The sequence below is a fragment of the Vulcanisaeta sp. JCM 14467 genome (assembly GCF_001316245.1).
Taxonomy (GTDB): domain Archaea; phylum Thermoproteota; class Thermoprotei; order Thermoproteales; family Thermocladiaceae; genus Vulcanisaeta.
The window spans coordinates 1-19,607 of the sequence record NZ_BBDM01000005.1; the positions used below are offsets into that span (position 1 = coordinate 1).

Sequence of the window (19,607 nt, forward strand, 5' to 3'; positions counted from 1 at the left end):
CCCTGACCTGGGCATTATCAGGGCTTAGGGACGCCATGCTTAGTGGTTACGGAATTCAACAACTCATTAATTACCTATGGCCATTGACTGTACTGGCTGCTGCCTACATAGTGATTGGTGTTGCCCTGTCCAACTATGCCTTCAATAAGGTGCTTAGGGAGGGCTCGGTCCACATGTACTAAGTACCTACTCGCCATCCTCCCCATGAGCTCTACGGTCGTAGTGCCTAAAGAATACGTAGTAGAGTATTGGGTCGAGCAATGCAATGACGCCTCCTAGGATCATTGATAGTGAGAACTCCGCATAATCCATTAGCAGGCCAGCGACTGTGCTGCCTAAGCCGTATGGGACCCTGCGGGCTAGGCCCGTGATTGATAAGCCACGTGCCCTCTCGCTCTCATCGATAATCTCCATGGATAGTGATTGGCGTAGGGGTATAGTTATCATGTAGAGCGCAACCCTGATTACGTAAAGTGCGGCATCTATTACGAATACTGGTATGAGTGCCATTATGATGAATAGGGATACCGAGATAGACCTGAGGAGTGCTATGGCCCTTACACGGCCCATCAAACCCTCAACCCTCCTGGCAAGTAGGGTGAGTATTATTGATACGATGTAGGATGCCGTATACACCTCATTAATCTCAACCTCACTTGCATGAAGGAATAAACTAAACCATAGTGGTAGTAATGGAGTTACCATACCAAGACCAAGGCTTCCCAGCGACCCAGCAATGGCTATCCTCGTTATTGGCCTTGAAGACCTTCTAGGAAGGACCTCATTAATGCTCAGGGACTTAATCCTGGGCCTATCCCTCCTGACCAGGGCAAGTAAGGCGATTGATACAATACTCAGTGCGAGGGATAACCTGAAGAGGGTTAGGTCGCCAAGGCTTAGGCTTAGTATTACGTAGGATATTAGGGAGCCCATTAAGGATGAAAGTAGGGCTATTGACGTGGTGAGACTGAACACCCTCGTCCTCTCCGTAGGCTCCGTATTATCCGCAAGGAGCGACGTTTGTAGTGGAGCCACAGGCCCACCACCAGCACCACCCCCACCGGCGCTTCCTGTGGCTGTCCCAAGTAGTGACGTTATGAAGAGTAGGACCTTATTGCTCGTTATGCTGAATATGGCCATGGACGCCACGAATAGGGAGGACATGATTATCAGGGCATCTCTCCTGCCTATTAAGTCACCGAGAAAGCCGGAGACGAGTACTAGGGTTGCCGAGGATATTGCGGCTACGAAGAAGTAGAGACCGACAAGCGTCGCTGAAAACCCAATGGACTTTAGGTAGAGTGGTATTACGAATGTTAAGTAGCCAAAGGCCAGACTCCTAACAGCCCTGGAAGTGATTAGTAACGTAACATCCCTACGCATTCGGTGTAATTCCTTAAGGCTCATATTAAAGGAGTGCTTAATCACACGCCATGCATTCGCCACCGTCAATTACGATCGAGTGCCCCGTGATGAATGGCGCATCATCACTAAGCAGGAAAACCACCGCCCTGGCAACCTCCTCAGGCTTACCGAACCTGCCCATGGGTATGTAACTAATTAGTCTCCTAGCTTCATCACTACCCAGCCAATTAACCCAGCCAGTCTCAATACTACCAAGGACCACGGCATTAACCCTAATCCTGGGCGCCAAGGCCAGGGCCATGGCCTTTGTGAGCGCTATTATTCCCGACTTGGCGACGAGGTATGGAATACCCATGGTATCGCCTGACCTTGCCGATATTGAGGCCACGTTGACTATCGACCCACCATCACTCATCAACTCAATACCAAACCTGCTACATAGGAATGTACCCTTAAGGTCAACATTGATGACCTCCTCGAAATCACCCCAGGTCAATTCATGGAACTTCTTATTCCAAATAATTGCTGAGCCGTGGCCCGCGTTATTGACTATCCCATGCAATACTCCATAATCCCTCTTAATCAGTTCAAACATTGCCCTAACCTCATCCTCCCTAGACACATCAGCCCTAACCATGGATGCATCAAAGCCCCTTCTCCTTAATTCCGCGATTAATTCCTCGGCCTCCTTAGCCGAAGACCTGTAATTCACTATTACCCTGGCACCCTCCCCAGCGACGGCCCTCGCTATGGCCTTACCAATGCCCCTGGAAGCCCCTGTAACCAGTATCACCTTATCCCTAAGCCTACCCATCACAACTAAATTACGCGCTGTGGTAAAATGCCTTCCGTTAATTTCCTCCTCACTTAGCTCTGAGCCTATCCTCTATCGCCTTCCTTATCTCATTCAATTTATCAAGACACCCTCACGACTAGCCCTATCAATTAGATAATTCCAATTCACATTATACCACTGAGCGGCTAAGACCGCTGCAGCTCTTTCGCAATCGGCGTCCGAGGACGAATATGCACAGGCGTTTAGGCTAGTAACCACGTTATCCTCGGGCGACTCAACATATGCGCGGTCATCACTAACCCTCAACACCTTAACCCTACCCACGTAAGTCACGCCAGCCACATCCAGGGCAAGCACACCAAAGCCATCGCTAACCCACACCCTACCTTCCCTCCTGGCGCCCACGGCCGTCAACTCCTCATTAAGTATGTCCATGGCCCTCCCAGGATTCCTGGAGTCAATTATTACATCAACGTCCCCAGTCCTATAGGCACCACCGCTATAAAGCTCCGCAGCGAAGCCACCAACAATGACGACCCTACCCACACCCTCAGACTCAAGCCTACCATTAACCCTGGCTAAGAAACCCAGCAATGATCCCTCACGCCCACCATCAACCTGAACACTCACTAATGAACACTCATCACTAATGCAATTAATTAGGTAACGTGTGAATAGCGACCAGTCATTAATGATTAGGTAGTCATTGGAGACCCTCACATAACCTCTCTCACTAATAGCCAAGGATAGGTCGATCAATGTCTCAAGCCTTTCCCTAACCCTATCGGGCGGTAATCTGCGTGGACCTCTCCTGCCGAATATCGGCTTAATACTATGCACCACCGTGACTTTAGATAAGTTGGGTAGTAATAAAAGCCGTGTTTCAGCTAGTCATGGAATTACTTATAAGGGAGGGATTATTGCCTAGGCACTATGATGGATGCGGTATTACTAAGGAGGAATAAGAAGGGCCCGAGGGAGGTTAGGGCTTGGTTTAGGGAGAGGTTGTCGAAACCCGGTATCATCATTGCGCCAGGGGCCTTCGACGCATTCGTGGCATTGATGATCCAGCAACTGGGCTTCGAGGCCCTCTACGTCTCAGGGGCAGCCTTCAGTAGCTCCCTTGGTCTGCCCGATCTAGGTGTCTTCACCCTGGATGAGCTTGTCAGGTTTACTAAGTACATTACCGATGCTGTGGATATACCCGTGATTGTGGATACGGATACGGGCTTCGGCGAGACACTAAACGTGGTTAGGACCGTTAGGGAGTTTGAGTCAATAGGGGCCTCGGCAATACAAATCGAGGATCAGGAACTACCCAAGAAGTGTGGTCACTTGAGTGGTAAGCACGTGGTGCCCGCCGACGAGATGGTTAAGAAGATTAAGGCGGCTGTCGAGGCTAGGAGGGATGAGAATTTCCTAATAATCGCGAGGACGGATGCACGCGGTGTCTATGGGCTTGACGAGGCAATTTGGAGGGCCCAGGCATACGTTGAGGCTGGAGCCGACATAATATTCCCCGAGGCCCTGGAGAGTAAGGAGGAGTTTGCCAGGTTTGCCAGGGAGGTTAAGGCCCCGTTGCTCGCGAACATGACTGAGTTTGGGAAGACGCCGTACATAACGGCTAAGGAGTTTGAGGAGATGGGTTATAAAATTGTGATATTCCCAGTAACCACGTTCAGGGTTGCAATGAAGGCCGTTAGGGATGCCTTAATCGAGCTTAAGGAGAAGGGTACGCAGAAGGACCTACTCAGTAGGATGATCACTAGGCAGGAGCAGTACGAGGTCATTCACTACTGGGACTATGAGAACTGGGATAAGGACCTCAACGAGAGGGTTAGTAAGGAGTTCGCGAGTAAGTTGAGGATTAGGGAGGAGAAGTGAGTTCGTACCATTGCGGTAATGCTAAAATAAACCCTGGCTAAAAACTAAGTCATATGTCGAACCTGGGCATTAGGAGGGTTGCTGTCCTAGGAGCAGGTACGATGGGCCATGGGATAGCCGAGGTCTTTGCAATGTCGGGCTTCGAGGTTAACCTCATGGATGTATCCGACGAAATACTGAGGAACGCCCTAAACAGGATTCGGGACAGCCTGGAGAGACTGAGCAGGAGGGGTGAGTTGAGGGAGGGTGTTGACGCTATAATGTCGAGGATACACACGACAACCAAGGTTGCCGAGGCCGTTAGGGATATCGACTTCCTCGTCGAGGCCGTGCCCGAGAATGCCGATCTTAAAAAGAGCATATTTAGGGAGGCCGATCAATACGCACCACCCCACGCAATATTCGCATCAAACACAAGCACTATACCAATAACGGAACTCTCCGAGGCCACGTCACGTAGGGAGAAGTTCGTCGGTATGCACTTCATGAACCCGCCGCCCCTCATGAAGCTTGTGGAGATAACGAGGGGTAAGTACACGAGTGATGATACCGTCAACATAACCGTCCAATTAACTAGGATACTCAATAAGGAGCCCGTTGTCGTTAATAAGGACGTACCTGGCTTCATAGTTAATAGGGTCCTGTTTAGGGTCATGCTCGAGGCTTGTCGTGAGGCTACGCAGGAAGGCATTAAGATCGTTGACTTGGACGCCATGGCCAGGAATGTACTTGGCCTACCAATGGGGACATTCGAACTGCTTGACTATATTGGTCTCGATACGAGCCTATTCATAGTTAAGGCCATGACTGAGAGGGGGTTCAAGGCTCATTCTTGCCCGTTACTTGAGGATCTAGTGAGTAAGGGTAAGCTCGGTGTTAAGTCTGGTGAGGGCTTCTACAAGTACCCAGGTCCTGGCCAGTACGTGAAGCCTAGGGTATTGCCTGAGCAAGGTCTTGAACTTGACCCGATCAGGTTGATGGCCCCTGCAATCAATGAGTTGGCCTGGCTTGTTAGGGAGGGTGTGGCTACCGTGGATGATATTGATAAGAGCGTTAAGCTCGGCCTTAACTACCCATGGGGTCTGTCCGAGTTCGCTGATGAGGCTGGTATTGACAACATCGTTGATGCATTGACACAGCTCAAGAATGCCAGCGGCTGGGAGGAGTATGAGCCTGACCCATTACTTACTAATTATGTAAAGGAGGGCAGGTTGGGTAGGAAGAGTGGTAGGGGCTTCAGGGAGTATCCCGGGGTTGAGTTTAGGAGGTACGAGGAGATTATGCTCAGGATCGACCCGCCCAGTGCCTGGATTATCCTCAACAAGCCCGATAAATTGAACGTACTAACGCCCAAGATGGCTGATGAAATCGTTAATGCACTAAGGAGCGTCGAGGATGACCCGAGGGTTAGGGTTGTGGTCATCACAGGAAGCGGCAGGGCCTTCTGCGCGGGTGCCGACATTAATCAATTCCAGAACGCTACGCCAATGCAGATGTTCAAGGCAATGAGACACTACCACTCAATGACACTCGAGATTGAGTATTACACGAAGCCCGTTATAGCGGCCATAAATGCTATGCCGTTGGTGGTGGTTTGGAGATTGCTATGGCCTGCGACATCAGGATAGCAAGCGAGGATGCAATGCTCGGCCAGCCTGAGGTCAACCTCGGCATAATACCAGGTGCAGGAGGTACGCAGAGACTGACGAGACTGACTAACCTGGGCATTAGTAAGGAGTTAATACTGACTGGGAAGCAAATCAGTGCAAGGGCTGCGCTTGGGTACGGCATTGTGAATAGGGTGGTGCCTAAGCATGCCCTTGAGTACGAGGTGACTAGGTGGGTTAAGGAATTGGCCTCAAAACCGCCACTGACGCTGATGCTAGCTAAGTACGCGATTAATTATGGTTTCGAAGCTCCAATATGGAGCGCGTTGAACAATGAAGCATCACTATTCGGCGTAGCAATATCGACCAAGGATGCTCAGGAGGGCGTTAAGGCATTTCTTGAAAAGCGTAAACCCAAGTTCACCGGTGAATAATTACCAAAGCTTAAATTCCATCCTCCCTCCGCCGCTGATTAGTTCGATAAGTACTATGATTATTATGGATATTATTAGCGATGCAGATGCATAGCCTAGGGCTAGGGGTAACCCGTAAACCTCGTATGAGTACCAAATGAGTGTTGGGAGTGGGTACACGTAGTTGAAGAATGGTGGATTAATGATGTAGTAGGTCAGTATGACTATTGAACCGAACTCACTAATTGACCTGCCCCATGCGAGTAGGAATGATGATACTAATTCTTTGCGGGTCATGGGTATGACAACCCTGGTGAAGACACCCCATTGACTAAGCCCCAGTGTTAATCCCACGTACTCATATACTGGGTCCACCTCATCGAAAACCTGCCTAATGGCGCCAATGGCTATTGGTGCAGAGACTATGAAGTAAGCCGCCACCAAACCCCATATAGTATCAACTAATGGTAGCTTTCGGATTATGGGTATTGGGGATATTGGTGACACGAGTATTAGTAGGGATAATCCAACGATTGTGTGGGGTATTGTTAATGGGCTCGTTAGGAGCCCGCCAATAACACTATCTAGGGGTTTCGGTATTAAGCCGCGGGATATGGCGTAGGCCGTCGGCAATCCAAGGGCAAGCGTTAGTGCAGCGCTATTGAGGCGCCTAAGATCGTGACCACCGCACCCTCTATGAATAAGGGGCTCATGAAAGCGTTCAATAAGTGGTTGTAACCCTCGTAGAGGAGTACGGCCATTGGTAATAATAGCATTAACGATATGAGCAATATGAATGGCACAAACGCATATTTTGAGCCGTCCAAGCCCATCACCATTAACCACCGTACTCAAGTAATGATGAGTTGACAAGTATCCTGATTAGCAGTGGCGCGGCGCTCGCATTGCCGTAGAATAGGGCTGGCGTTAGCGGTTCGATGCCGAGTTCCCTCATTAGCCTGTGACCGCCTGGCGTTAGTAAATATATGATCAATTCCTCGGCAAGCATCTTATTAGGTGCTTGATTAGGTATTGTCAGGGCTAATTGAATGGGCGCGCCCTTGACTACGAGGCTCTGCCCATTGACGACTATGGTTACGCTGGCCTGGCTATAGTAATTAGCATATGCTGGGTCGCCAAGGTTTACCTGGGGTGGTAGTGGGAAGTACGGTAGCCCCGTGCTCTCGGCTGATGACCTGTAAATTGCTATGTCAAACCAGACCTTACCCGTCTCCACAGGCCCAAATAACTCACTGCCTGCCAGGACCTCATACACATTGCCCGTATTATTGGCGTAGTTGAATAGGTCAACGTAGTAGTTCCTACCCAAGCCCCAGTAAATACCCGTTAGCTGAAGAACCATCAAGGCCCTGTAGCCCTCAGGGTCCGTGTTTGGGTTGGATATTCCTATTGCGTAGGCGCCGTACTCGTGAGCCATCTCAAACGTGCTGTTGGAGAATATTAGGTTTAGGAATTCCCTGGTTATGATCATGGCCTCTGTGTAATTGCCCTCACTGAGCGCCTCCTCCTCCGCCCTGGTCAGGTTATTGACAATGTTCAGTAGCGGCTTGGGCATGTCGGGTGAGTAGGCAATGACCATTTGGTCACTGGCTATTGCTATGTACCAACTGGTTATGTTGCTTGGGTATAGTAGGGACGTTAGTATGTACGGGTCTATACTAGCATAGATCGAGTAACCACTCGGGTTCAGGATAACCTGCCTGGCCGCCTGCACCGAGCCCATGCCAGTCACGGCAACGTTGATCCCCAACTCCTTACCAGCGTCCCTGAATAACTGGGCGTAGAGTGATGCCGTTATCACGCTAAGGGTCTGCGGTGTGGTGGACTTAGCCTTAGGTGCATGGTACAGTTGGGGTATTGAGTACCCTATTGATAGGCCCACTAGTAGTGAGATTATTATTGCGATTACGATACCAGCTCATCGGGCTTTATGATAAGAAATGCGCCTATTTTTAGATGGCGCATGCTCAAGAACGTGAACGCATGTATAAAACATTTTAAATTAAAACTCATTATTTAGGTAAGACCACGCTAATGGTGAGGACTAACTTTGATGCGCGTAAGGCCGTATTCGTTAAGAGACTGATTGAGGAGGGCAGTCAGCATAGAGTTGACTTTGACATTTACGACTTCCTACTAGCCTTCAACAAGTCATTGAATGATTACTACACAACGAGTAGTTGCAGTGGCCGTATAGCCCTGGCCAAGCACCGAGACTAAGTTACTCAAAGGGCTCTGGTCTCTTTAAGTTCATTGTTAAGTGGCATAGGCCCGTCACTTATAGCGAGGTTATTAACGTCATCAGCGGTATTAGTGAGGGTGATGCGTGGCTCCTCGTTAGGGCACCAATCATGCACTTCGTGGCGAGGGATTTAAACGGTGCGTTAAAAATACTAAGGATTGCGAGGGATGCTGGCTTTAAACACAGCGGTATTTACTCAGTCACTCATGATGGGGTTGTTGTTGAGGTTCAGGGTGAGGACCGCTTTGAGGTGCCCATAATGATCAATGGTAGTTTAATAGTGCCCAAGGATGAACTAAGGCGCATTGTGATATAGCCAATGAGACACTGATGTTTGGTAAGTTTAGGCTTGCCCACTTAATACGGTTAATAGAGGTTGGGCTCCTCGGTAAGACTGACCTAGGTAATATGCCAAGGACGTACTTCCAGGAATCATATAGGGAATTCAATATTAAGAATGTGAGCCTTATGGACATTAAGGATTCAATATAACCCACGTATTATGTTATTGAGACTATTTTCCCTTCGGAGTAAGATTTTTAAGTAATTTTTTCCATCGCCGTCATGGTGGGACAATTGCAACGATAAAGGAACCAATCCTCGAGGTTATTGATGTTGGTTATAGTTATAAGACTGAAAAAGGTCCCATACCTGTTCTCAAGAATATTAACTTTAAGGTTCATTCTCACGAATTCGTATCCATAGTGGCCCCAACGGGTACCGGTAAAACGACACTGCTCAGGATAATAGCTGGCCTGAGGAAGCCCGACACGGGTAAGGTGCTTCTCATGGGTGAGGAGGTCAGGGGACCAACGCCTAAGCTCGCCATGATATTCCAGGACTTCGCATTATTCCCCTGGCTCACGGCGCTTGAGAATGTGGAGTTAGCATTGATGCATAGGAAGGATCTTAGTAAGGAGGTTAGGAGGGAAATCGCGAGGAAGTACCTGGAACTTGTGGGCCTTGGCGGTTTCGAGGATTATTACCCAAGGGAATTGAGTGGCGGTATGAAGCAGAGGGTTGCCATTGCAAGGGCATTGGCTGCCCAGCCAGTGGTTTTGCTCATGGATGAGCCCTTCGCAAACCTAGACGCAATAACGGCCGAGGGTCTTAGGGCCGAGATCTACAACATGGTTTTTAATGAGGAGTCTACAGTGAAGGCGATTATCATGGTTAGCCATAACCTTGAGGAGGTTGTGGAGTTGAGTGATAAGGTAATAATACTTGGTGGTAGGCCTGCGAATATCATTGCTGAGGTGGAGATTAAATTACCGAGACCTAGGAATACGAGGGATATAGAGTTCCAGGACTATCTCGATAGGCTATACTCATTGTTGTCGATAAGCCTTAAGACTTAGGTGGTGGCTGTGGATATCTGGTCCATAGCCTTGACGGCATTTTTAGCCACACTCGCCACATTCGGTAGGGTGGCGCTAACAATAGTGTTAGGTATAGTGCTTGGTTGGTTCCTTGGGTATGCCGCGGCTAAGAGCGGGCTTTTTGAGAGGGTATTCTTATCGATCACGCAGACTCTTGAGGCTGTTCCAGTCATCACGTTCTTCCCAATAGTCCTCATCTTCTTCGTTAAGTCAATAGGCGGTTACATAGGTACTGAGTTGGCTGTGGATTTCCTGGTGTTCACGGCTGTTGTCTGGAATATATGGGTTGGTGAGTATGAGGCCATTAAGACGGCACCACAATCACTCGAGGATGCAGCTGAGATGCTAAACCTTGGCTTCTGGGGTAGGTTTAGGTACCTCTACATACCGGTTACAATGCCTAGGGTCGCCGGTAATGTTCTCGTTAGTTTTGCTGACGCATTATTCTACATAGTGGTTAGTGAAGTGATCACACTAGGCACAACGCAGTACTCGGTCTTCGGAATAGGCGCATTAATAGCTGCATGGACGAGCCGTGGTGATTGGACCGCGGCATTCATTGGGCTTAGCACATTAGTGGTTATGGTGACTGCGATCCTATTTGGTGTATTGAGGCCATTCGTTAATTGGGCTGTTAAGTACAGCTATGACCCACTCATGGAGGTTGCAAGGACTAGGGTTAGGAGACCCATAATCACGAGTCGTGTAAGGACGCTGGCAGCCAGGAATATGAGGTATCTAAGGAGGGTTATCGCTATTGAGGATGCAATAATGCCCGTATTCGTCAGAGCCTCGAGTTACGCCGTTAGGCATAGGTTACTTGTGAGACCCAGGCCTAGGAATATTTTGACCAAGACCGAGAGGTACATGGGCATGGGCATATTAATACTCATCCTAGTCCTCATCGCATACTCAATTTACAACTCTTGGCAAACAACCTGGGATCCAATAATGATTGATTTATACAAGCACGGCCTGCTCTACCTTTATTACCTGGGGCTTGACTGGTTAAGAGTTGCCCTGGTCACCATTACGTCAATATTAACGGCAATTCCCATTAATTACTTAATGGTGACTCATAGGAGAGTTGAGGCAATATTATTACCAATACTTGAAGATTTAGCGTCAATACCCGTCTCAGCGTACTTACCATTAATTGCGATACCATTCACGACGTACTTAGCCATCATCCTCGGAATACATGCATCCCTCGAGTTACTAGTGTTCCTGGTGGCGTACTTAAGTACTGCATGGTACGTGATTTACAACATGTACGTAGGCATGAAGACAATACCTAGGAGCTTATGGGACGTTGCTGAGAACCTTAAACTGGGTACGTGGCAGAAGCTCAGGAGGTTGGCGATACCGGGCGCCATGCCTGCGACAATAACCGGGTTGGCGAGCACGGTTGGTTCAACATGGGGAGGACTTGAGGTTGCCGAGTATATCCAGGGGCTTAATGGGCAGGTCTACATGGTTCATGGGTTCACGGCATTAATGGATTACTACACAGCAATAGGTAATATGGTTGGTCTCGAGGCCATGAGCCTTATACTCGGCATAAACGTTATATTGCTGAGTATCTTCCTATGGAGGAGACTTTTTAGGTTGGCCAGGGAGAGGTACAGGCTTGAGGGTGCCATTACGCTTTAGTGAGACTCGGTGTTTTTGGTATAACGATGATGAATAGGGCAGTGGGTTTAGTTTAAGTATGCCGAAACCGATGAAGGCGTGAAGAAAGGCAGACCAGTTATTAATACGACGCGGGCTTGGTAAGTCATTACTTGGTCGTTATTGTGTTCGGGCTAGGTTCACATGAGTATAAATAGCATCAATATTAATGAGGGTGACGTGACAATAACATGGCGTTTAAAGGCTAATAGTCATAAATCGCTCAAGGGCGTTATTCTCAACGTGCTGAGGGCTAAGTACAGCGATGAGTTTGTTAAGTACATAAATATCAACAAAAGCTGTAAATATAAGGTCGTCGTAATACTTGCATATGCGCTTGAGAAGTACGAAGACATTAAGGAGCAAGTCATTGAGACGCTTTGTAGGAGACTCAAGAGGACGAAAGACGAGAAGAGGAGACAAATCATAATTAAGCACTTAACAAGTCTCTCACCCACAGAGGGGGCGGCCGCGGCGGGTCTTGAGGGTGCAATAACCCTTTGATTTTATTCCACGCTGATCGTCTCAATCGCGTGCAATAAGACTTATAAGTATTCTAATGTATTCATGTAAATAGAGGCGCCATGGCTAAGGAGAACCAGGGACAGGGGTCGGAGGAGACATACTCGAGAACCACGATCATGGTTCCCAAAAACATAGCCTCAGAGTTATCACGGGTTGCTAAGACTAGGGGTAGGACTTTATTCCACGTGGCTGGTGAGGGTTTGAGGTTAACAACCGAACTCATTAGGGATGGATTTGAACCTTCAGACCTAATTTACTTCTGGAGATTATATAAAATACTCAGCTCGATGGATGTAATACCAATGCCCATGAAATTACTCGAGGAGGTATGCACTCACATAATATCCGTATTAATGAATATCTCCAATAATGAGAAGTTACCGGCGGAGTTTAGAGAGGAGGCTGGTAAGGCGGTGAATGAGTTATGGAGTATTTACGAGAAGTATGGTCATCAGGTGGGTGCGTTAATAAGGATGGAGTTTGACAATCTTGAGGAACTTCTTGAGGCAATCTCGAGAATTAGTCGATTATTGGCCGTTAGGCATGTCGAAATTAAGAAGTTGGGGCCTAATACGATTGAGTTAATGGCGATAGGCCCCAGTGGGGCTACGGATATTGGTAATAAGGCGCTCCTGGCATTCATTAGGGGCTTCGTGACTCAGTATGATTATGAAGTTGTCTCTGAGGAGGCAAAGGCTAATGTTCTTAGGGTTGTACTGCAGAGGAAGACTTAATAGTTACTGCGGATAATCCCTCAATTTTAAGCATCGAAGATTATTAGATTATTATTGTTGCTAGGTTTGAAATGCCAGGCCACCTGAGGGCTGCCTCCATGGCCACTGGACCGTGTATTTCACTGCCCTTGGGCGCGCCGTTTTCGTCGGTTATTACCACGCATTATCCTCGAAGGCGATCCAGGTACCATCGGGCCTCCTGTACGGTCTCCTCTGCCTAATGACGATTGCCCTAAGTATCTGCTTCCTGACCTCGGGCTTACCCTCAACGACGCTTACAACAACCATGTCGCCCACCGAGGCTCCAGGTATCTCCCTATGAACGGGCTTTGCCGTATGCCCTATAATGCCTATGACCCTGACCAACTTAGCACCACTATTATCAGCCACAGGCACTAGGCTATTCATGAATATGCCCGGCGTCTTATGGAATCTCCAACTAACACCTACTTGACGCGCACCACCCCTCTTCGCCATCGATAATGAAAGTCACTGACTGCCTTATTAAACTTATCCATTTCATTCCCTCACGATTAATTGAAGGCCCAGCGACTTAGCGATTTCCGTAATCGATGACCTCCTCGATATTGCATCATTAATAATCCTAATAACCTCACTTATACCAACCTAACCTGGGCCTTGGTATCCCTATCCCTAATCGTTACTGTATTATCGACGGGCGTCTTATCATCTATCGTTATTGCGAAGGGCACACCTATGGAATCATACTTAGCGTACCTACTGCCTATCGTCCCATCATCATCATAGACAGCCCTTATACCTGCTAGCGATAACTCCCTAAATATCCTCCTGCCTATGTTCACGTACTCCTGTTTCCTAATTATTGGTAGTACCACGGCCTTTATCGGCGCGATATCAGACGGAAGCTAAGCAGTGGCTTCCCACTAACCTCGGTGTATGCATGCTCTAGGGTTACGTAGACTATCCTATCAACACCGAAGGATGGCTCAACATCGTGCGGAATAAACCTCTCGACATGCACCTTCCTCCTCTCCTCCTTAATAATTACCATGTCCTTCGTTACGGTATACCCATTAATGACAGCACTACCCTTATCAGTTAATTCATTAACTAGCCACTTCACGTCAGCCCTTCCAATGGCTTGCATGACCTTAGGAGCATCACCACCAAAGACCTCCCTAATCCTCTGCGGGTTCGGGTAAACCCTAACCTCAACAACCTCCTTGGGCGTGGTTAACCTCCTCTCAACCGTTAAGTCGTAACCGCTATACTTAGCGTGCCTACCGAGGTCGTAATCCGTCCTATAGGCATGACCACTAACCTCAACCCAACCAAACCTCTCGCTATAAACCATCTGGTCGAAGCTCGCGGCTGAATAGTGGGCCCTCTCCTCAGGTAGTTTAGCCAGGAAGTACTGATGATCAAGTGGTACACCGAGCTCGTTCATGTATATCGTGGCTAGCCCCATGAAGAACGCCATCCACTCATTAGGCACCACACCACTTTCCACAGCCTCCCTCGGCCTAAACTCCCTGGGCTCCTTAACGCCAGCAGCAACGTCCCTCTCAGGTATTATCCTTAACTTAATATCCAACTCATCCAGATACGGGCACTTGGCATTTTCGGGGTCGAAGAAGAACTCAATCTCCATCTGTGTAAACTCCCTAAGCCTAATCAAGCCCTGCCTAGGCGATATCTCATTCCTACCAACTACCAATCTGGGCAATCCCCAGTGGTAACTTCCTACCATTAGGTTGAACACCTTTGGGAAGGATGCGAACATACCCTGGGCAGTCTCGGGCCTTAAGTAACCAATGTTATCACTGTAGGTCCTATCGTGGTCTGGAACAACAGGTTAAAGGGCCTAACACTACCCAACTCACCACCACAGACTGGGCACCTAATGCTATACTTCCTAATTAAATTATCGAGCTCCTCAAGGCTCAAGCCCTCGGTCTTTATTGAAATACCCCTCTTACCAAGCTCCTCCTCTATTAAGTGATCGGCCCTATACTTACGGCCACACTTAGTACACTCAACGATCGCGTCCGTGAAGTGCTCAAGATGGCCGCTAGCCTCGAAGACTATTTTCGGCATTATTATTGGCGTCTCCACCTCAACTATGAAGTCCTGGTACGGGTAAATGAATACCCTACGCCACTTCTCAATAATATTCCTCTTCAGTTCAACACCGAGTGGTCCATAGTCATAGAAGCCGCCAACCTCGGCCTTACCCCTATAAATCTCGAAGCTTGGGTAGAAGAATCCATTCTCACTCATTAACTCCAGGAATTTCTCGAGATCCATTTGTCGCTGTAACCGCTAAGTGTATTTAAATAATTTTCAGGTAATTAAGCACGTCAAGTATTAACTTAATAATCATTGGTAATGACGCTAACCCAGGATCGTTAGGCGGCGAGTACTCAACAATATCCACCGCCCTAACCCTTGAACCTCCATAATCAAGGACCGCCTTAACAACCCTAAGGAGCTCGCCGTAATTTAATCCGAAGCCCTCTGGATTACCAACGCCAGGCATTATTGATGGGTCAAGAACATCAACGTCAATGCTTAGGTGGATGGGCCCAGAATAACTATCAATGAGGCCCCTAATGAGAAGTCTAAGTTCATGCTCGCTCATTAGCTTTATATCCCTCGTCGGTAATAATAGGGAATTCTCAAGGCCCCTAACGAAATTAACCTCATCCTTATCATAGGACCTAAATCCGACGAAGGCGATTGCTTGGGGCCCAACCTCATTAACTATGTGTCTCACAAAGGTTGCATGCGAGAGTTTTTGACCCACTGGCCATTCCTCCCTCGAATCTAGGTGGGCGTCGATATGCACGTAAATACCGTATGAACCCTGGGATTCCCTCACTGCCTTAGCAACGCCTAGGCTTAGTGTGTGCTCGCCACCAATGCTTACTACCCTACCCCACTTACTAATGGCTTCACTAACCACTGAGTTAATTCTTTCCAGATTCTTCTCAACCATGCCCTGAAGTAGTGATATATCGCCCAAGTCACATGCCTTACTGAGTGGGTCTATGCCCAGGTCCTCGGTGGGTGTAAACTCGAAGTATTGACTCCAAGTCCTAATCACGCCAGGCGCGAATCGAGTCCCTGGCCTGAAGCTTACCGTGTCCTCCATGGGTATACCAAGTATTGATGTGCCGCTGCCGCACCTTGGTATTCCGAATAACGTGTATTGCGACGTGACGTAGAAATCAATATTACTTGCCACGGTGAAGCACCTCATCAATTCTCTCCTTAATGGCTAGAAAGCTTGAGTAAATAACTTCCCAAGCGTTAGTCCTGCCGTATCCATCAACGCTGATGCTTAGTCTATCTCCGGGCCTAGTCACGTAAATATTAACGCCAGATCTCTTAAGTATTAAGTATGAGGGATAACACAGCGATCCATGAGGCGCGAGCACCGTGGTCGCCCCAAGCTCAACACACCTCTTAGCAACGGTAGGTCTCTTATTAGCACTGCTCAATGCTGGGTTAACCTCTTTATGAATTATGGCGCCATTCCTAATTAGGACCAGGTAATGAGCCTTGGAGAATAGGTCAAACGTCATGTCCTCATTAACGGTAGTACATATGGCGCCGTCCTCAACCATCAAGGTCCATTAATGCTTACGTCACCCTTTTAAATCTTCATGGCTTAAGTAAATAATATGCATGGATTACTTTACAAAAATCTATTTATAAGAAGATGATTAATTAGGATTTAGAGCCCATACCTGCCTGCACTCATGCCATTGGGCCCGGCCCGGCAATGCCGGGCTTGGTCCAGTGGCGTGGGTGCATGCAGGGGGCAAATTCTTGATTAAGTATCTATTTAGTTATTGGTTGTCATGCTCTATTTATGGGAATATAGAATAAAGGGTTTATAAAAGGGCTCTATAACGGATCACTGATCAAGGATGAGCGCGTCAACTATCGAAATAACCTTCTTCGGGAGGGGTGGGCAGGGTGCCGTGACTGCTGCCCAAATTATTGCTCAGGCCGCCATTAGGCGTGGCTTATTTGCGAGTTCATTCCCTGAGTATGGCGCTGAGCGTAGGGGTGCGCCTGTCAGGGCGTATGTTAGGTTGTCTAGGGAACCCGTCCTTGCTAGGGAGCCCATTGAGAGACCGGATATTTCCGTGGTTTTTGATACGAGATTGCTGAGTGTTTTTAATATACCGCAGATAACGAAGAGTTACATAGTAATTAATGCGTTGAGTGTTGATGATGTGAGGAAGTCCGTAGGTAAGTTCAGTGGTAGGGTCATCTATGTGAATGCATATGAGATATCCACGAAGCACTTGGGTAAACCCATTGTTAATACCACGATGCTTGGTGCATTATTGAAGGTTCTTGATTTGGTGGATATAGAGACTGTTAAGGAGTTGGTCCTGGAAACCTTTGGTAAGAAGCTCGGTAAATCAAATGTGGATGCTCTGGAAGAGGCTTATAAAGTGGCTGAGGTGGTCGTGCTATGATGAAGCAATTAACATGGAAAGACTTACCAATTGGGGGCATAATCATTGAGCCCGGCAATGCGCGTAGGAACATTACCGGCACATGGAGGACTGAGAGGCCCGTCATTGATCAGGACGCATGCATTAGGTGTAGGATATGCTGGATGTATTGCCCAGAGCCCGCAATACTAGAGCTAGATAAGCCCTACGTGACTAAATCAGGTAAGAAGTATGACGTGACCTACGAGGTTGACTACGACCACTGCAAGGGCTGCGGAATATGCGCACACGAATGCCCGGTAAAGGCAATAAAGATGGTATCCGAGGTGACGGGGTGATGGCGGTAACCAAGGCATTGAGTGTTAGGGAAGAGGTCGTTAAGGAGCGCCTAGGCTTGACGTCGAATTACGCCGCTGCATACGCCGTTAAGTCCGTCGATGTCGATGTAATCGCGGCATACCCAATAACACCGCAGACGACGATAATCGAGAAGCTTGCCGAATTCGTTGCTAACGGCGAGATAGACGCTGAGTACATACCCGTGGAGTCAGAGCACAGCGCATTATCCGCCGTCATCGGCGCAGCTGCCGCGGGTGCCAGGGTATTCACAGCGACGTCTGCCCAAGGCCTTGAGTTCATGCATGAGGTCCTCTACATAACCTCAGGCCTAAGGCTTCCAGTGGTTATGGCTGTTCCAGGCAGGGCGTTGTCAGCGCCAATAAGCATTCATGGTGATTACCAGGATATAATGAGTGCCAGGGATGCTGGTTGGGTTGTCATGATTGCGTCTAGTGCTCAGGAGGTTTATGATTCGATAATCATGGCTTACAGGATTGCGGAGGACAATAGGGTGCTGCTACCCGTAATGGTCTCCTACGACGGATTCCTAATGAGCCACACAACAGAACCCGTTGAGATATACCACGAGGAATACGTTAGGAAATTCACACCAAGAAACCTGAATAGGCCTAGGCTCGATCCGAGAAAGCCAATAACCGTTGGTGTTATTGCAAGCCCCGACTGGTACTACGAAATTAAGTACCAAGTGGTCAATGCCCTTAAGGAGTCTAAGGGAGTCATTAAGGAGGTTCATGACGAGTTCAATAAGACCTTCGGTACCAATTACGACATCGTGGAGAGGTTCATGCTTGATGATGCGGATTACGTATTAATAACCTATGGAGGAGCATCAACCGGCAATGCCAAGGAGGCTGCGATTAGGGCTAGGGAGAGGGGTTTGAGGGCTGGTGTTCTGAGGATAAGGTTGTTTAGGCCATTCCCAACCGATGAGGTTGTCAATGCCATTAAGGATGCCAGGGCTGTGGCAGTAATTGATAGGGCATTATCACCAGGCAACACGTATGAAGGACCCGTATTTAATGACGTGGTCTCAGCCTCTATAGTAGGGGAGTTAATAAGCCGGTCATTTCTGTTGTTCACGGCATATCCCAGAGGACGATGCTCGTCGACGACTTCTACAATCTTTATAAAATGCTTGATGAGTACTCGAGAACCGGTGAGTATCCGAGGAAGACGATATTCATGGGGTTGAGGGGTGATGGGGATGAAGGTGTACTTTAGAACGATAAAGGATTTACCCGTGGATGAATACTACGGGCCCGGGCAGCTTACCTGCGCCGGCTGTGGGCCATCAATAGCCGTTAGGTGGTTACTTAAGGCCGCGGGCCCTGATGTGATTGTGGTTAATGCCACGGGATGTATCGAGGTAACTACGACATCATACCCGTACACGGCATGGAGTGTGCCTTACTTACATGTTGCCTTTGAGAACTCAGCTGCAGCAGCCTCTGGTGTTGAGTCGGCACTCAGGGTGCTTAGGAGGAAGGGTATACTTGATACTAAGGCTAAGGTGATGGTCATTGCAGGTGATGGTGGTACTTATGATATTGGTTTGCAGTCCCTCAGCGGCATGCTTGAGCGTGGTCACGGAGTGCTCTACGTACTCTACGACAATGAGGCATACATGAACACAGGAATACAAAGAAGCGGTGGAACACCGCACTTTGCCTGGACAACGACATCGCCAGTGGGCAGTAAGTTGAAGGGCAAGGTTCAGAGGAAGAAGGACATAATGAGCATAGTCATTGGGCACCACATACCATACGCAGCCACAGCCAACATAGCTTACCCAATAGATTTGGCAAACAAGGTTAAGACGGCCCTTGACTACCTTGTTGAGGGTCCCGCCTTCATACATGTGCTGGCCCCATGCCCACCAGGCTGGCGCTACCCGGAGGAGATGACCGTGGAGATAGCCAGACTAGCCACAGAGACGGGCTACTTCCCACTATACGAGTGGGACCACGGTAGGATAAGGTTCAATCCGCCAAGCAATGCACACTTTGATAAGTCGAGGAGGAAGCCAATAATTGAGTACCTAAAGAGGCAGGGCAGGTTTGCTCACTTGACTGAGGAGGATATTAAGGAGATTGAGAAGGAGATTGATGAGTACTGGGACTACCTGGCAAGGTTAGCTAAGGCTTTTGGTTGAA

General features: G+C 48.4%; 19 protein-coding genes and 5 pseudogenes. 14 read left to right on the plus strand and 10 right to left on the minus strand.

Annotated features, from left to right (window positions below; translation table 11 throughout):
- A pseudogene (locus JCM14467_RS05875) lies at positions 1–182 on the plus strand (ABC transporter permease); the annotation flags it as partial.
- 4 nt (positions 183–186) lie between these two features.
- On the opposite strand, the gene JCM14467_RS05880 reads toward JCM14467_RS05875, so the two are convergent.
- The 3 genes from JCM14467_RS05880 to JCM14467_RS05890 all read right to left on the minus strand — a co-directional run bounded on the left by JCM14467_RS05880 (position 187) and on the right by JCM14467_RS05890 (position 3,001).
- Complete coding sequence (locus JCM14467_RS05880) at positions 187–1,383, minus strand: MFS transporter (RefSeq protein WP_054849479.1); 1,197 nt, start codon at positions 1,381–1,383, stop codon at positions 187–189.
- Positions 1,384–1,420: 37 nt separating this feature from the next.
- The gene (locus tag JCM14467_RS05885) at positions 1,421–2,179 is read right to left on the minus strand and encodes an SDR family NAD(P)-dependent oxidoreductase (protein WP_054849567.1); all 759 of its coding nucleotides are present in this window, start codon (positions 2,177–2,179) and stop codon (positions 1,421–1,423) included.
- A gap of 93 nt (positions 2,180–2,272) precedes the next feature.
- Positions 2,273–3,001: a hypothetical protein gene (locus JCM14467_RS05890; protein WP_252900872.1), complete on the minus strand. Its 729-nt coding sequence runs from the start codon at positions 2,999–3,001 to the stop codon at positions 2,273–2,275.
- A 96-nt stretch (positions 3,002–3,097) separates the two neighbouring features.
- Here JCM14467_RS05890 and prpB point away from each other — a divergent pair, with 96 nt between their 5' ends.
- Positions 3,098–4,045, plus strand: a complete 948-nt coding sequence (prpB, locus tag JCM14467_RS05895; RefSeq protein ID WP_054849568.1) for a methylisocitrate lyase — start codon at positions 3,098–3,100, stop codon at positions 4,043–4,045.
- A 53-nt stretch (positions 4,046–4,098) separates the two neighbouring features.
- Positions 4,099–6,086, plus strand: a pseudogene (locus JCM14467_RS05900) (3-hydroxyacyl-CoA dehydrogenase/enoyl-CoA hydratase family protein).
- On the opposite strand, the gene JCM14467_RS05905 reads toward JCM14467_RS05900, so the two are convergent.
- The 3 genes from JCM14467_RS05905 to JCM14467_RS05910 are packed head-to-tail and all read right to left on the minus strand — an operon-like array spanning position 6,087 to position 7,968.
- Complete coding sequence (locus JCM14467_RS05905) at positions 6,087–6,698, minus strand: ABC transporter permease subunit (protein WP_252900873.1); 612 nt, start codon at positions 6,696–6,698, stop codon at positions 6,087–6,089. It lies immediately after the preceding pseudogene.
- A gap of 14 nt (positions 6,699–6,712) precedes the next feature.
- Positions 6,713–6,898 (minus strand): hypothetical protein, encoded by a 186-nt coding sequence (locus JCM14467_RS16395; RefSeq protein ID WP_252900874.1) that lies wholly within the window; start codon positions 6,896–6,898, stop codon positions 6,713–6,715.
- 5 nt (positions 6,899–6,903) lie between these two features.
- Positions 6,904–7,968, minus strand: a complete 1,065-nt coding sequence (locus tag JCM14467_RS05910) for a substrate-binding domain-containing protein (RefSeq protein ID WP_252900875.1) — start codon at positions 7,966–7,968, stop codon at positions 6,904–6,906.
- A 152-nt stretch (positions 7,969–8,120) separates the two neighbouring features.
- On the opposite strand from JCM14467_RS05910, the gene JCM14467_RS16400 reads away from it, so the two are divergent.
- The 7 genes from JCM14467_RS16400 to JCM14467_RS05935 all read left to right on the plus strand — a co-directional run bounded on the left by JCM14467_RS16400 (position 8,121) and on the right by JCM14467_RS05935 (position 12,637).
- Positions 8,121–8,306, plus strand: coding sequence for a tRNA-wybutosine modification methyltransferase TYW3 (locus JCM14467_RS16400; RefSeq protein WP_252900876.1), 186 nt, complete (start codon positions 8,121–8,123; stop codon positions 8,304–8,306).
- Positions 8,267–8,644, plus strand: a complete 378-nt coding sequence (locus JCM14467_RS16405; protein WP_252900877.1) for a tRNA-wybutosine modification methyltransferase TYW3 — start codon at positions 8,267–8,269, stop codon at positions 8,642–8,644. The genes JCM14467_RS16400 and JCM14467_RS16405 overlap by 40 nt, the downstream gene beginning before the upstream one ends.
- A gap of 14 nt (positions 8,645–8,658) precedes the next feature.
- Positions 8,659–8,820 carry a hypothetical protein gene (locus tag JCM14467_RS16410; RefSeq protein WP_252900878.1) on the plus strand — a complete coding sequence of 54 codons (162 nt, stop codon included), beginning with the start codon at positions 8,659–8,661 and terminating at the stop codon, positions 8,818–8,820.
- Between the two features lie 155 nt (positions 8,821–8,975).
- The gene (locus tag JCM14467_RS05920; protein ID WP_054849481.1) at positions 8,976–9,686 is read left to right on the plus strand and encodes an ATP-binding cassette domain-containing protein; all 711 of its coding nucleotides are present in this window, start codon (positions 8,976–8,978) and stop codon (positions 9,684–9,686) included.
- 3 nt (positions 9,687–9,689) lie between these two features.
- Positions 9,690–11,360 (plus strand): ABC transporter permease subunit, encoded by a 1,671-nt coding sequence (locus tag JCM14467_RS05925; RefSeq protein WP_252900880.1) that lies wholly within the window; start codon positions 9,690–9,692, stop codon positions 11,358–11,360.
- 162 nt (positions 11,361–11,522) lie between these two features.
- Complete coding sequence (locus JCM14467_RS05930) at positions 11,523–11,882, plus strand: hypothetical protein (RefSeq protein WP_054849482.1); 360 nt, start codon at positions 11,523–11,525, stop codon at positions 11,880–11,882.
- Positions 11,883–11,962: 80 nt separating this feature from the next.
- Positions 11,963–12,637, plus strand: coding sequence for a hypothetical protein (locus JCM14467_RS05935; RefSeq protein ID WP_054849483.1), 675 nt, complete (start codon positions 11,963–11,965; stop codon positions 12,635–12,637).
- Between the two features lie 43 nt (positions 12,638–12,680).
- Here JCM14467_RS05935 and JCM14467_RS05940 read toward each other — a convergent pair.
- The 4 genes and pseudogenes from JCM14467_RS05940 to JCM14467_RS05955 all read right to left on the minus strand — a co-directional run bounded on the left by JCM14467_RS05940 (position 12,681) and on the right by JCM14467_RS05955 (position 16,248).
- Positions 12,681–13,114 (minus strand): annotated as a pseudogene (locus tag JCM14467_RS05940) (50S ribosomal protein L14).
- Positions 13,115–13,156: 42 nt separating this feature from the next.
- Positions 13,157–14,926 (minus strand): annotated as a pseudogene (gene glyS, locus JCM14467_RS20420) (glycine--tRNA ligase).
- 25 nt (positions 14,927–14,951) lie between these two features.
- Positions 14,952–15,881, minus strand: coding sequence for an agmatinase family protein (locus tag JCM14467_RS05950; protein WP_252900881.1), 930 nt, complete (start codon positions 15,879–15,881; stop codon positions 14,952–14,954).
- A complete protein-coding gene (locus tag JCM14467_RS05955) occupies positions 15,856–16,248 on the minus strand; it encodes a hypothetical protein (RefSeq protein ID WP_054849486.1) in 393 nt (130 codons plus the stop codon). Before JCM14467_RS05955 ends, JCM14467_RS05950 begins: the two co-directional genes overlap by 26 nt.
- Positions 16,249–16,554: 306 nt before the next feature.
- On the opposite strand from JCM14467_RS05955, the gene JCM14467_RS05960 reads away from it, so the two are divergent.
- The 4 genes and pseudogenes from JCM14467_RS05960 to porB all read left to right on the plus strand — a co-directional run bounded on the left by JCM14467_RS05960 (position 16,555) and on the right by porB (position 19,606).
- Complete coding sequence (locus JCM14467_RS05960) at positions 16,555–17,115, plus strand: 2-oxoacid:acceptor oxidoreductase family protein (protein WP_054849487.1); 561 nt, start codon at positions 16,555–16,557, stop codon at positions 17,113–17,115.
- Positions 17,115–17,432 (plus strand): 4Fe-4S binding protein, encoded by a 318-nt coding sequence (locus JCM14467_RS05965; RefSeq protein ID WP_444823183.1) that lies wholly within the window; start codon positions 17,115–17,117, stop codon positions 17,430–17,432. The genes JCM14467_RS05960 and JCM14467_RS05965 overlap by 1 nt, the downstream gene beginning before the upstream one ends.
- A pseudogene (locus JCM14467_RS05970) lies at positions 17,432–18,675 on the plus strand (ferredoxin oxidoreductase). The gene JCM14467_RS05965 and the pseudogene JCM14467_RS05970 overlap by 1 nt, the downstream one beginning before the upstream one ends.
- Entirely contained in the window at positions 18,659–19,606 is a 948-nt protein-coding gene (gene porB / locus JCM14467_RS05975; protein ID WP_054849489.1) for a pyruvate synthase subunit PorB, read from the plus strand. Before JCM14467_RS05970 ends, porB begins: the two are co-directional and overlap by 17 nt.
- Position 19,607 lies beyond the last annotated feature (1 nt).

What these genes read in the sequence shown, in the direction of transcription:
- JCM14467_RS05880 (WP_054849479.1), bottom strand. Translation starts at nt 1,383, where the DNA reads ATGCGTAGGGATGTTACGTTACTAATCACTTCCAGGGCTGTTAGGAGT.
- JCM14467_RS05885 (WP_054849567.1), bottom strand. Translation starts at nt 2,179, where the DNA reads ATGGGTAGGCTTAGGGATAAGGTGATACTGGTTACAGGGGCTTCCAGG.
- prpB (WP_054849568.1), top strand. Translation starts at nt 3,098, where the DNA reads ATGGATGCGGTATTACTAAGGAGGAATAAGAAGGGCCCGAGGGAGGTT.
- JCM14467_RS16395 (WP_252900874.1), bottom strand. Translation starts at nt 6,898, where the DNA reads ATGGGCTTGGACGGCTCAAAATATGCGTTTGTGCCATTCATATTGCTC.
- JCM14467_RS16400 (WP_252900876.1), top strand. Translation starts at nt 8,121, where the DNA reads ATGGTGAGGACTAACTTTGATGCGCGTAAGGCCGTATTCGTTAAGAGA.
- JCM14467_RS16410 (WP_252900878.1), top strand. Translation starts at nt 8,659, where the DNA reads ATGTTTGGTAAGTTTAGGCTTGCCCACTTAATACGGTTAATAGAGGTT.
- JCM14467_RS05930 (WP_054849482.1), top strand. Translation starts at nt 11,523, where the DNA reads ATGAGTATAAATAGCATCAATATTAATGAGGGTGACGTGACAATAACA.
- JCM14467_RS05935 (WP_054849483.1), top strand. Translation starts at nt 11,963, where the DNA reads ATGGCTAAGGAGAACCAGGGACAGGGGTCGGAGGAGACATACTCGAGA.
- JCM14467_RS05950 (WP_252900881.1), bottom strand. Translation starts at nt 15,881, where the DNA reads ATGAGGTGCTTCACCGTGGCAAGTAATATTGATTTCTACGTCACGTCG.
- JCM14467_RS05955 (WP_054849486.1), bottom strand. Translation starts at nt 16,248, where the DNA reads ATGGTTGAGGACGGCGCCATATGTACTACCGTTAATGAGGACATGACG.
- JCM14467_RS05960 (WP_054849487.1), top strand. Translation starts at nt 16,555, where the DNA reads ATGAGCGCGTCAACTATCGAAATAACCTTCTTCGGGAGGGGTGGGCAG.
- JCM14467_RS05965 (WP_444823183.1), top strand. Translation starts at nt 17,115, where the DNA reads ATGAAGCAATTAACATGGAAAGACTTACCAATTGGGGGCATAATCATT.
- porB (WP_054849489.1), top strand. Translation starts at nt 18,659, where the DNA reads ATGAAGGTGTACTTTAGAACGATAAAGGATTTACCCGTGGATGAATAC.